Origin of the sequence: Sporosarcina sp. P17b (genome assembly GCF_002743115.1) — a bacterium.
GTDB classification, from domain to species: domain Bacteria; phylum Bacillota; class Bacilli; order Bacillales_A; family Planococcaceae; genus Sporosarcina; species Sporosarcina ureae_C.
Genome location: NZ_PDYP01000004.1, coordinates 292,820 through 305,316, shown reverse-complemented (window position 1 = coordinate 305,316; position 12,497 = coordinate 292,820). Strand labels below are relative to the sequence as shown.

General features: G+C 40.4%; 9 protein-coding genes. 1 reads left to right on the top strand and 8 read right to left on the bottom strand.

Annotated elements, in window-relative coordinates:
- Window positions 1–54: 54 nt before the first annotated feature.
- From CSV76_RS07175 to CSV76_RS07155, 5 genes are all read right to left on the bottom strand, one after another.
- Window positions 55–1,980, bottom strand: coding sequence for a 3'-5' exonuclease (locus CSV76_RS07175; RefSeq protein ID WP_099625110.1), 1,926 nt, complete (start codon window positions 1,978–1,980; stop codon window positions 55–57).
- Between the two features lie 207 nt (window positions 1,981–2,187).
- A complete protein-coding gene (locus tag CSV76_RS07170; protein WP_233204427.1) occupies window positions 2,188–3,852 on the bottom strand; it encodes a glucosaminidase domain-containing protein in 1,665 nt (554 codons plus the stop codon).
- A gap of 209 nt (window positions 3,853–4,061) precedes the next feature.
- Window positions 4,062–5,201 (bottom strand): alanine dehydrogenase, encoded by a 1,140-nt coding sequence (gene ald, locus CSV76_RS07165; RefSeq protein WP_099625108.1) that lies wholly within the window; start codon window positions 5,199–5,201, stop codon window positions 4,062–4,064.
- 163 nt (window positions 5,202–5,364) lie between these two features.
- Entirely contained in the window at window positions 5,365–6,765 is a 1,401-nt protein-coding gene (locus CSV76_RS07160) for an aspartate aminotransferase family protein (RefSeq protein ID WP_085428269.1), read from the bottom strand.
- On the bottom strand, window positions 6,755–8,224 hold the full coding sequence (locus tag CSV76_RS07155; RefSeq protein ID WP_099625107.1) for a CoA-acylating methylmalonate-semialdehyde dehydrogenase: 1,470 nt from the start codon (window positions 8,222–8,224) through the stop codon (window positions 6,755–6,757). Before CSV76_RS07155 ends, CSV76_RS07160 begins: the two co-directional genes overlap by 11 nt.
- 145 nt (window positions 8,225–8,369) lie before the next feature.
- Here CSV76_RS07155 and CSV76_RS07150 point away from each other — a divergent pair, with 145 nt between their 5' ends.
- Window positions 8,370–9,998 carry a PucR family transcriptional regulator gene (locus CSV76_RS07150; protein ID WP_233204423.1) on the top strand — a complete coding sequence of 543 codons (1,629 nt, stop codon included), beginning with the start codon at window positions 8,370–8,372 and terminating at the stop codon, window positions 9,996–9,998.
- 126 nt (window positions 9,999–10,124) lie between these two features.
- Here CSV76_RS07150 and CSV76_RS07145 read toward each other — a convergent pair whose 3' ends face one another.
- From CSV76_RS07145 to CSV76_RS17535, 3 genes are read right to left on the bottom strand one after another with little or no spacing between them, the layout of a single operon-like run.
- Window positions 10,125–10,610, bottom strand: a complete 486-nt coding sequence (locus CSV76_RS07145; RefSeq protein ID WP_085428267.1) for a hypothetical protein — start codon at window positions 10,608–10,610, stop codon at window positions 10,125–10,127.
- Complete coding sequence (locus CSV76_RS07140; RefSeq protein WP_099625106.1) at window positions 10,582–12,180, bottom strand: sodium/proline symporter; 1,599 nt, start codon at window positions 12,178–12,180, stop codon at window positions 10,582–10,584. Before CSV76_RS07140 ends, CSV76_RS07145 begins: the two co-directional genes overlap by 29 nt.
- Before the next feature lie 15 nt (window positions 12,181–12,195).
- Window positions 12,196–12,351, bottom strand: a complete 156-nt coding sequence (locus CSV76_RS17535; RefSeq protein WP_198166169.1) for a hypothetical protein — start codon at window positions 12,349–12,351, stop codon at window positions 12,196–12,198.
- Window positions 12,352–12,497 lie beyond the last annotated feature (146 nt).

Sequence of the window (12,497 nt, the reverse complement as noted above, 5' to 3'; positions counted from 1 at the left end):
TAGAAAAAAGCCATCTTCGCTGATTAGTTATCAATCAGGGTAGACGGCTCTGTATTATTTCGACTGTTCAATTACATCCGGTCCTTCCTCTTTCTTCCGGTCCTCCAACACTTTATCAAAGTACGCAGTAAATTCGGATTCCCCCGAATAGGAAATACACAAATACTCCTTCGCTCGTGTCATGCCTATATATAGTAGCGAAGCTTCACGCTCGATGTCTTCTTCTAAAGCAAATGGAATATTATTCGCGCTGACGATAAACACTGCCTGAAAGTCTAAGCCCTTACTGCTTTCGATCGTACTAATTTTGACGCTTTCGTGATCGATATCAAAGTTGCGTTTTGAGTCACTGTTTTCTGCGATCCAATAGTACGGTATATCTTCTTGCTCCAATGCGTTTTTCAATAGCGCGATATAGTCTAGCCCTGAAAATCGTTTGACTCGGTACAGAATTAAAATTTCAGATAAAGGCAACTTCCGCTCACGATGAAGTTTGGCAATTTGCTTGGCAACGATCACAGCTTCTCGCCTGAAACTATCGACACGCACAATCGCAGGTTCATAGCCTTTCCTGCGTGTGCTTTGTGGGGCAATGATATCGCCTTCGAACTCTTTACTGACAACTTTATTCTTTAGTACAGAGTGTTGCTGATAGAAAGCCCATGCGAACGACACGATCTGTGCAGTGTTGCGATAATTAATACTCAAAACTTTGGAGCGCCCTCTAAAGTCGAGACCCGTGTCTTGTAAATACGAACGTCCTCGCTTATAAATGGACTGCGCTCGGTCTTCTACAAGAAGTAATGATTTAGTATCAGGATTTAATAATTCGCTGACCAGTTTGAACCAGTCCGCGTCGAAATCCTGTCCTTCATCAATCATGATAGCATCGTACTTCGGCAAGATCGCTTCGCCCTGTTTTAACTTCTCCAGCAACATAGGAATAGTAGCTTCTGATATACGCAAATCATTGCGCAACCAGCTATGGAAATTCCGGACTTGAATCAAATGCTTGGCTTTTTTTGTGTGAGTTTCTTCTTTTGTGAAGTCAAAGTCGAACAGCGAATCAGGCTCGTTCATCATATGGCGCACCATGTGTTCAATATTTCTTGCCAATGAAATATTGTAACAGAGAATGAGTATCTTCCAGTCAGGATGCTCTCTCGAAAGCAACTTTGCACGACTAGCTAGAATCAATGTCTTACCGCTTCCCGCCACACCTCGGATCAATCTATTCTTATCACCAATTTGCTTGGCCATATTTTCCTGATGCAAGTCCATCGTCTTAATATCATGTAGTGACAGTAATAATTGATCTTGATGCGGAGCAGGCTGCTTGAATTCAGCACTAATTCGCACTTCTGGAAACAGATGATAACGTATCGCATCAATATCATCTTTACCGAGCGGTTCACGCAATCGATACGGGACGACAAACATTTCCGCAATCTTTTCCATTAAATTCTCTTCTGTGAATGCCTCGTGTTCAGGATCCATTTCATCCCGTGTTAACGAAAGGTGAGGTTCGATGACGCCATACAGACCAAGTTCAAGAAAGTCTTTCTGATGAAGGCGCGTGAAAACTGTTCCAAAACCATACGGAAACTTCAACTGTGATTGATACTTGCCCTCAGTTTGTACAAGATTCCCATCTTTCTTCAAAAGATCTACTAATAGAAAAGCATTCTCCCTTGCTTGTTTCTGCGGACTCTTCGTTTTAACTTGTTCACCGTTTGAATTAATCAGTGTCCATTCATCACGATCCAGCTGATACAACGTGTTTTTCGTATAGTCTTTCACTTCGAGAACTAGAATACCGAGATCCGGTCCAATCACTACGAAGTCCGGTCGCTTACCACGTATTTCTGGTTCGTAATATACAATATAATCGTCAGGCAAATAGTTCTTCAATGTCCGAAATAGCAGACGCTCTCCTGCCGTTGCACTCGATCTAATAGTTTCAGGTACTGTATAGGCCACACCAATCCCTCCCTTTCTATTAGCCATTTATTACCTATAGTATACTACATATCTAGTTTTTGTAAAATTCTATTTAATTAGACACAAAAACAAGCTATTAACCTAAAAGGTCAATAGCCTTGTGTTCTCACTGTTTTTTCGTCAGTGCAATCTGCTGTATCCGTAGCCACTCGCTTTGTTCCTCTTATATCCATTTGAACTTCTGCTTCATTCCCATTTCAATCGATCTACATAACTTCCATGTACATACAACACATCATACGGTGCTAGATCTGATCGAATTTGAATCCAAGGGCTTTCAGGCAATTGATCGTTGTTAATAATCAATGGCATACCAATCTTTGCATATTGATAAACTTCAGCTCTGCTAGTGTTAGGATCTTGACGAACATTGAGTTTAACCTCATTCGTCAAACCAATCTTCAACTGATTGGCCATCTCTTTCCCACCCATCGAGCGATCCATCCGATACAAGTGTCCTCCAATTTTAGAGCCCCAATACGGATCGGACGCGTACTTGACGTTCATGCCTATTGCTTTATTGCCGAAATTCGTGCCATTCGCATATTTAGCGCCTGGTGGTAAGTAGTTTCTATTCAAAAATGAATCGACAAGTTCCTGGATGTTCTTACTTACAGAAGCAAAATATTTATTTTGTGGATTATCATCCGTCACATACATACCGAATAAATTATTATAATTCAGCGCGTATGAACTAAGCCCATATTGGCTTTCATGCTGTGCCAGCGCAAGGATATGCATCGCGTTAATATGACTTTCTCGTTCTATACGCTTCAACTCCGCCCCCATCCCAATCAACTTGCTTCTAGTCGTCGCATTTTTGTAGATCGTAGGTTGCGGGTTGGCATTTTCAAGTCTTCTTAACTGATCCATAATATACGCATCAAGTTCATCTGCTGTATAGCGTGTCATACTGCGCATCGGCAAGTATTGGAAGTACTGATGGGCTGTACCGACCGCTTTGCCTGCCACATCATGGAAATGGCTTCCATCCGTGCTATAATACTTGGCACCCTCTTGCATGAAACGTGGTGCCGCGCCCATTTCATATGAAGCAAATTTTTTGGCGTTATGTGAATAAATGAAGTGATAGAGCGAACCTTTCGACACTTTGTAGTACGTGCGATCCGTCACCGTTTGACTTGGCAATAGCCTCGCATTTTGTGTTTTAATGTAGAAGTTTCTTCCCGCCAGTTCAACCTTCACAGATTTCGCTGTTGAATCAACGTAAAGAAGCTCCGTGTCAGCTGGTACATACGTTTCTTGTATAGTTAACGCTTCATTGGCATATAAAATCGTCAATGAACTCCCTCCATATGCTACAGTCGAGACAAGTCCTGCTGGCATATGAATAATCTTATTTTGTAACAATACCACTTGATTGCTATTCATACGATTTGCAGCAGTTTCAAAACTTGGAAATCTTTCTATAATGGATGTTGTACCATTGGCTTGTACATTCGCTAGATCATAAGTTACCCCCGTTTTGATCGAAAACGTCTTCGTAATTGGCGATTTTAACGATTGGCCTTCCGTGTTTTCTACGGCTTGAGTGATAACCAATGTATAGTGTTCACCGTAACGGTAATTGCCTACAGGCGGTGCAATATGTATTTTTTGATCTTTGTCAGAATAGGACAGCACATTCTCCTGTATTTTCCCTTGAGAATCTGTGATATAAATCGAGCCTGGCACTGTTTCACGCTTTACCGGTTTATTGAACGTGATCGTCCAAGACTTGTCCGGCTCCTGATTGGGCGAATGATCCGGCCAAGTTGCAGCTTCGGCTACGAACATCAAGGAAAACGTAACCAGAAAGGCGATTGCAGTAGTTGTGATATGTTTTGTCATGTTTTTCAATTCTAGTAACCTCCCTTTTCGATAATTATACAGGATGTTACTAGAAATCTTATTAAATAAAACAACTATCTCCGCAATACTTTGATAGACACAAAAAGCCACTTCACTTGAAACACACTTCATTTCTAAAGTGTGTCTCAAGCAAGTGGCTGTTCTATTACGACTTATATTATTTCGCTTACTAACATGACGTGTTCATTTCATACACTTGTAACTAAATCACTGTTTTCAAGAATGGATTCTGCAGATACATACTGCAGATCCTGCGCTTCAGCCACTGCTTTGTATGTTACGCTTCCATTCACTGTATTTAACCCTTTACGTAGTGCTTCATTATCTAGAAGCGCTTGCTTAAACCCTTTATTAGCAATTTGGAGTGCATAAGGAACCGTTACATTAGTCAATGCCATAGTAGATGTTTGTGGCACAGCACCTGGCATATTAGCAACTGCATAATGCACTACATCATGCTTAACGTAGATCGGATCATCATGTGTTGTCACTCGATCCGACGTTTCAAAAATGCCTCCTTGATCGATGGCAATATCCACTAAAACGGATCCAGGTTTCATCGATTGAACCGCTTCTTCAGATACAAGCTTAGGTGCTTTAGCTCCCGGAATGAGGACTGCCCCTATCACCAGATCTGCTTCTCTAACAGATTCTGAGATGTTAAATGGATTGGAAACGAGTGTCTGTATACTATTACCGAAAATTTCATCCAAATGACGTAAACGATCGACTGATAGATCTAGAACCGTTACGTGAGCACCCATGCCTACAGCAATACGAGCCGCGTTAGCACCCGCCTGCCCTCCACCAATCACTACGACTTTTCCACGAGACACACCAGGCACGCCAGCTAGTAGAACACCTTTTCCACCTTTTGTTTTCTCAAGATACTGAGCGCCAATTTGTGTAGCCATCCTTCCAGCCACTTCACTCATTGGAGCGAGCAGAGGTAATGAATGATTAGGTAGCTGAACCGTTTCATAAGCAAGACCTACTACTTCATTTTCAAGGAGTGCATTCGTCAACTCTACTTCAGATGCTAAATGTAAATATGTGAACAGTATTAATCCTTTTCGGAAAAAGCGGTATTCAGAAGCGATCGGTTCCTTTACTTTCATCACCATGTCTACATTCCACGCTTCTTCTGCTGTCTGGACAATTTTAGCCCCTGCTTCAACGTAGCTCTCATCTGTAAAACTAGATCCTAGACCCGCTCCCGTTTCAATAAGTACTTCATGGCCTGACGTACAAAGTGTGAAAACGCCTGCCGGAGTCATCGCTACCCGATTTTCATTATTTTTAATTTCCTTCGGTACACCAATTAACATGCTCATTCCTCCTCGAATAAAAGATAAATGTTACGTAGTTTTCGGCTGTTATAACGCTAGTAAAGAAATAGAAAGTATTGCATAGAAGAAGCACCTCTAGCTGCTCACTACATCAAGTAGACAAGAGGTACTTCTTTATGCACGCAAAGGATAGACTCGCTATTTACTCATTCTCTTTAAATACTTTTTTAATAACAGATACAATAAAGTCAAAGTCTTCATCTGTGCAGGAAAGTGGCGGGCATAGTGCAAGCACGTTATTGAAACCTTCCACTGTTTCGCCGTTTCGGCCAACAATGAGTCCGTTCGCCTTACACTCTCCAATGATTTTTGTAATACGAGCATTTGAAGCAGGCTCTTTTGTTTTTTTGTCTTCTACCATCTCAATACCCATTAAGAATCCAAGACTTCTGATGTCTCCCACATACGGGTGATCTTTCAAACTAGCTAGCTCATCCGACAAACGATCGCCAAGTTCAGCAGAACGATTGATTAAGTCTTCACGTTCCAAAATTTCTAAGTTCTTTAGTGCGACTGCACAAGCTGCCGGATTGCCTCCAAATGTATTCACATGGCGCAAATGACTATGCTCTTCGCCCGTATCGAACTTTTCATAAATATCTTTTCGGATTGCGGTAACTGATAGCGGTAAGTATGCGCTAGTCAAACCTTTTGCCATCGTCACAATATCAGGTTTTACCTTGAAGTGTTGGTGTCCAAATGCTTTTCCAGTACGCCCAAATCCGCAAATTACTTCGTCGATAATTAATAGAACGCCATGGCGTGTACAGATCTCTTGCACCTTCTCTAAGTAGATCGGGTGTGGAATCAAAATCCCACCACCTGTAATAAGTGGCTCCATAATGATTCCTGCGATTGTCTCTTTTTGCTCCCAAATAATCTTTTCTTCAAGCTCTAAAGCACGCTGGATATTGTATTCTTCCACCGAAATCCCTTCTGGTTTTCGATAGTTATCCGGAGGCGCTACATGCAAGAATCCTGGCACTAGTGGTTCATACTTATACTTTCGAAGTGCTTGGCCTGTAGCAGATAATGCACCCATTGAACTTCCGTGATACGCACGATAGCGGGAAAGGAATTTATATCGGGATGGTTGCCCATTTTGCTGATGGTATTGACGTACTAGTTTAAATGCTACTTCATTCGCATCCGATCCACTATTAGAATAGAAGATTTTATAGTCGTCTCCCAACATTTCATTTAATTTAGCAGCAAGTTGAATGGCCGGTTCATGGCTTTGTGTCATCGGAACATATGCTAGTTTTTTCATTTGCTCATATGCAACTTTTGCAATTTCTTCTCTTCCGTAACCGACATTCACACACCATAATCCTGACATGCCATCTAAATAACGATTTCCTTTATGATCTGTAATCCATGCATTGTCTCCACTCTCAATAATCATCGGTGGATTCTTTTCATTATAAGCAGAAATATGATGCCATACTTTATCTCGATTTTGTTCTGTCAATGACTGTTTATTATTTTGATCCTGTTCATGTATAGTTTTCAATATGCGTTCCTCCCTTTTCTCAATATTCATGACGTGCAGTCAACATTTTCTTGCGTGTGTAGAATTCAATTCCATCACGGCCGTTTGCATGCAAATCGCCGTAAAATGACTTCTTATAGCCCGAGAATGGGAAGAATGCCATGGGCGCTGGTACACCGAGATTAATACCGAGCATTCCTGCATCGATTTCTTCTCGGAATTGACGAATAGCCTTCGAGCTATCCGTGTATAAACAAGCACCATTCGCAAAATCCGACTCATTTGTAAGTTGAATTGCTTCGTCTAATGTCTCTACTCTGATCACCGAGAGTACTGGCGCGAAGATTTCTTCCTTCCAAATTCGCATTTCGGTCGTAACGCCTTCAAATATTGTCGGCCCTACGAAATAGCCGCCTTCTGAAGTAGATTGATCGCCACGGCCATCACGAACAAGATTAGCGCCCTCTTCAATACCTGCTTCGATGTAAGAAAGTGTTTTATCTTTATGCGATTCACGAATAACAGGTCCAAGGAACACTCCTTCTTCCAAGCCATTTCCAATCGTCATATTATTTGCCTCTTCGACTAATCGTTTCACAAGTTCGTCAGCAACATCTCCAACTGCGACTACGACAGCAGCAGCCATACATCTTTCACCAGCAGAACCAAATGCCGCATTAGTAATATTCGTAACTGTTAAATCCATATTTGCATCCGGCATAACAATCGAATGGTTCTTAGCGCCTGCTAGTGCTTGAACGCGCTTACCATGAGCAGTTCCTGTTTTATATACATACTCTGCAACCGGCTGCGATCCTACAAATGAAACTGCCGGTATGTCTGGATGGCTTAAAATTCCGTTAACGATATCATGTGCTCCATGAACGATATTGAAAACTCCATCTGGTAGTCCCGCTTCAGTTAATAGCTCTGCTAATCTATTCGCTAAAAGAGGTGTACGCTCTGAAGGTTTCAAAATGAATGTATTACCTGCTGCAATGGCAAGTGGGAACATCCAACAAGGAACCATCATGGGGAAGTTAAACGGTGTAATCCCCCCGACAACTCCTAAAGGATAGCGATACATACCCGATTCAATGTTGGTAGCAATATCGGGTAGTTGGTAACCCATCATCAAGGTTGGTGCCCCTGAAGCAAATTCCACACACTCAATCCCACGCAGAACTTCTCCATAAGCTTCTGCATAGTTTTTTCCATTCTCTATTGTAATTAGTTGTGCCAGCTCCTCCCAATGAGCCACAAGAAGTTGCTGATACTTAAATAGAATACGAGCCCTTTGCGGTACCGCAACTTTCTTCCATGAAGAAAAAGCTTTTTTGGCTGCATCTACGGCAACTTGTAGATCTTCCGCAGTTGAAACGGGTACTTCCGCAATAATTTCGCCTGTGGCAGGATTTGGCACCTCTTCATATTTATCCGTGAGTGATTTTACCCATTGTCCATTAATAAAATTAGAAAGCGCTTTCTTTTCTACAACCAATGTATTCATTTTTCTTCCTCCCCTTCTTCTAACCTTGCTTTAGAGCAAGACTTGAGCTAAGCTACTATCTATAGTTTAACGACTATTCTAATAACTTTCATTTTACATTGTGTAACATTGTTCCAAGTATTTTTTTACGTTATGGAGGTCTGTAATGATGAACGAACTTTCTTTGACTGTTCAAGACGTCCTTGCCCGCGACACCTTTAAGCATGCAAGACTCTTAGCAGGAAAAAACGGCTTAGATCGTCAAGTTAGATGGTCACACATACTCGAAGTAAGCGATTTCAGCTCATTGGTCAACGGAGGTGAAATCATTTTAACAACGGGCATACATTTACAGCTTGATACAGAAACACAATTACACTATATAAAACAGTTAATTGAATTGAATGTGGCATGTCTATGTGTTGAAATTGGAGTTCACCTTAGTGAGGTGCAGCAGGATATTATTGACTTTGCCGATGATCAAAACTTTCCTATCATTATTTTTGAGAAGTCTGTAAAATTTGTTGATATTTCACAAGACTTGCATACAGTAATCATTAATCGGCATTATGAGATGCTTTCAAAAATCGATACACTATCTAGGAAATTTAATGAGTTAAGCTTAATGCCTAATGGAATCTTAAAAATCTTACAAGAGTTACAAGTGCATTTTAAACAAGATGTGTTGTTTATTTCTGACGATGAAAGATCCTATTATTACCCTATTGAATCAAAAACTTGGAAAGATGATCTGCAGCGTTTCTTAAATGATAATCGTACAGAAACTTTTGAGCACGACGTATACATGGTAAACGGAGAACCATTCGCACTGCTGTCAACAAGTGGTTTAGGCCAAGACTTAGGTTATCTGTGTTTACATCTACCACAATCGCTGGCTGATGACTTTATTTATTTAATTTTAGATCGAGCCTCTCTAGCCATTGCGCAAATATTACTTCGAAATCGTACTATACAAGAGAGAAACCAACATTATGAAGATGAATTTGTTCGTAATTTACTACATGGTCGTTCAGTAGAACAAGAGGATTATCAATTTTATTTACCAACGAAAAGTCGTAATACACATTATCGTATTTTAATGATTCAAATGGATACTCATGACTCCGTAATAGATGACTATAATTGGGAAGAAATCCGTTCGCAGCAGGCTATGATCATTCGTTCACTTTGTAAGCGACACAGTATTTTCCCCGCTCTTACAGTTAGTAAAAATGAAATCACAATCGTTGCCTCCTTCATTGCATCCGATCAGCGTATAAAAGATACAAATCGCTTCACTCAGCTAATCAAGCAGATCCAGAGTACGGATGATAATGCTTTCTCTAACGGTCGTACGTATAAATTTGGTATTAGCTCTGTACACCAAGACCCTTCAAAGATTCCAACTGGCTATATGGAAGCCAAAAAAGTAGTGGATATTAAGCAAAGTTTTTCATTTGAAAGTGATTACTATGAAGACTTAGGTATTTATAGATTGCTTCTATTGATTAAAGATGAAGGATACCTTGATCACTATGTAGAAGATTATCTCCAATCTTTAATTGACTATGACACTAAAACAGACAGTGAGTTATTTGAAACTCTACGTATTTATCTTGAGTGTGGAGGCTCAAAAAAAGAAACGGCAGATCGTCTCTTTATTGTTCGGCAAACGCTATATCACCGACTGGAAAAAATCGAAACGATACTTGGTCCGAATTTCATGTCTCCCCTAAATCGCATTGCGCTCGAAGTGGCTATTATGGCCAAACAAATTTTAGTCAAAAATGATTAATATAACTTACAGCTGCTACTTCCTGGACTATACAAGTAGTGGCTGTAAGTGCATGATATCTCTTCGTATTCAAGAACTACTACTTCCCCCTGCAATAAGAGCTAGTTTATTTAGTTCTATCCTGCATCATAATGGATGATAACTACCGCTAACTGCATCTACAATAAGTTGTCCTTGCTTATTATTCGGCAACTTGAAATCCGTCAACCAAAAAGGGCGATAAAAAAGATTTCTTTGTACTTCTATGATTTTAGGCATTGTTACGAATTTTGCTTTTGAGGAAGCATTATCAAAAACAAATCGCTCCGCTATACTAATGGCATCTTCCTCTGCAATGACAGGCTGAGGAATTCTTCCAGTTTCTACTGTCCGGTCAAAGAACATAGGTTTGACGTCTACAAGTGACCCTCTTCCACCAAGTGCGTCTACCGTACAGGCTACTTTCCCCTTAAACTTCAGCAAACTTTTTGCGCTTACTTGATATTCAAAGAAGTAATAGGGATAGTAAATTAAATCTTGAATGTGAAACAGCGTTTGTTTTTCATACTGTTGCAACCCAAGCAATACTTCTTCTTCCGAGAAATCAATTTCTTGTACTAACAGGGTGCTCATAACTATCTACTCCCGCGAAATATTTATCGTTCATCAAAAACTTAGATACATTACTTGCCTCTGGCGCCAGATCGCGTGTGATGTTGCGATCAAACTCCTTTGAAAAATAGCGTTTTTTTCTAGACTGTTCAAATGCTTCTTGTACTTCTTCTGAAGGCTGTCGACCAAATTGACTTCCAATCATCATACCTAGAATCGATACAATTAGACCTGCCAAAAACGGATGAAGTCCAGTCGATGTTTCCAATGACATGGAAGTCCAAATAATATTTGTCATCGCTCCACCGATCATGGCAGATAAGCAGCCTATATAATTAGCTTTTTTATAGTAGACGGATGAAACATATGGAACTAAGAAAGCATTTCCTAGTGTACCGAACGCAAACAGAACTAATGCAAATACCGATGGCGGCTCATAGATCGCTACAATTACACCTACAATACCTCCCATTAAAATACACAGTCTGGATACGAGAATCATAGTTTTTTGACTAGCATTCTTGTTGATGAACCGTTGATACACGTCACGCGAAAGAATAGATCCCGCTTGCATCAAGATAGAATCTGCAGTGGACATAACAGCAGACATAATTGCCGAAAGCAATAATGCTGCAAAGATTCCTGGGAATAACGTATAGGCCAGTTCAGTAATAATCATTTCAGGATCTGCAATTGTAGGAAGCAAAATGATACCGATCAATCCTAAAATATAAGGAACGAAAATGAAAAATTGGTTCCAAATAGCACTGATCATGACTGCTCCTTTTACTGTTTTCGTACTCTTCATAGACATATGGCGAACGACTACGTGTGGGAGTCCCATATAGCCTATAGAATAGATAAGGATTGCACCAATCACCATTCCCCATTGCCCATAATATGCCAAACCTTTACCCCAGATACTCAAGTAGGTAGGATCAATAGCTTTTAAGGCAACGTTCAATCCAGTCAATCCCCCCACATGGAAATACGCAAGGAAACCGATACCTACAACACCAAACACCATGATCAATCCTTGTACAAATGAGGTATACGCAACAGCTAAATAGCCTCCAGCTACCGTATAGACGATAATGACGCTAATACCGATAATTAAAGATAGTTCGTACGTGAAGCCCGTTAGTGTAGCCATAGCCTTTCCAGCTGCAATAAACTGGGCACAAACATAACCGAATAAAAAGACGATGGAGATAATCGATCCTACTACCCGAACGCTTGGACTTTCAAAGCGTTTCTCTAAATATTCAATCGGTGAAAGCGCTCCCATAATTTCAGACATTCTTCTCATCCGTTTACCTAAAACGGATAGGTTGATGATGGATCCACCGGCATCTCCAATAGCGTACCAAATAGCATACCAGCCGTATTTAAAGGCCATAGCAGGAGCACCCATAAACATGAACCCGCTCATTGCAGTCGTTTGCATGGTCATTGCAGTAACAGCAGGCCCTAGAGAACGACCACCAAGTAAATATTGTTCTGTCGAGGATGATGATTTTCTGGAAAACCATAAACCAATCGATAATAGAACACCAAGGTAGACAATAAAAATAATCCCATCGATACTCATTGAATCCCCCCATTGTTACTGCATATTTTGTTGTTGTTTTTCATGTTCGTCCATTTCATCTTCTAAATCATCTTCTCGCTTTAATTTAAAGTATATGATTACAGCCAATCCTACCCAAATAAAAGGCCATGGTACAAACCACCAAAATGTTTCAGCAGGAAATCCAAGCATATTTTCACCTCCTCATTAGATCCGAAAATGTTATCAGACTATTTAATCTATTATATTTGTAAATCAGCTGTAACACATTGGACATAGTGTAATGAAATATCAATAGAGATTAGATGTTTTGTAATTCATGGATATTCTGTAAGTAG

What these genes read in the sequence shown, in the direction of transcription:
- CSV76_RS07170 (WP_233204427.1), bottom strand. Translation starts at nt 3,852, where the DNA reads ATGACAAAACATATCACAACTACTGCAATCGCCTTTCTGGTTACGTTT.
- ald (WP_099625108.1), bottom strand. Translation starts at nt 5,201, where the DNA reads ATGTTAATTGGTGTACCGAAGGAAATTAAAAATAATGAAAATCGGGTA.
- CSV76_RS07160 (WP_085428269.1), bottom strand. Translation starts at nt 6,765, where the DNA reads ATGAATATTGAGAAAAGGGAGGAACGCATATTGAAAACTATACATGAA.
- CSV76_RS07155 (WP_099625107.1), bottom strand. Translation starts at nt 8,224, where the DNA reads ATGAATACATTGGTTGTAGAAAAGAAAGCGCTTTCTAATTTTATTAAT.
- CSV76_RS07150 (WP_233204423.1), top strand. Translation starts at nt 8,370, where the DNA reads ATGATGAACGAACTTTCTTTGACTGTTCAAGACGTCCTTGCCCGCGAC.
- CSV76_RS07145 (WP_085428267.1), bottom strand. Translation starts at nt 10,610, where the DNA reads ATGAGCACCCTGTTAGTACAAGAAATTGATTTCTCGGAAGAAGAAGTA.
- CSV76_RS07140 (WP_099625106.1), bottom strand. Translation starts at nt 12,180, where the DNA reads ATGAGTATCGATGGGATTATTTTTATTGTCTACCTTGGTGTTCTATTA.
- CSV76_RS17535 (WP_198166169.1), bottom strand. Translation starts at nt 12,351, where the DNA reads ATGCTTGGATTTCCTGCTGAAACATTTTGGTGGTTTGTACCATGGCCT.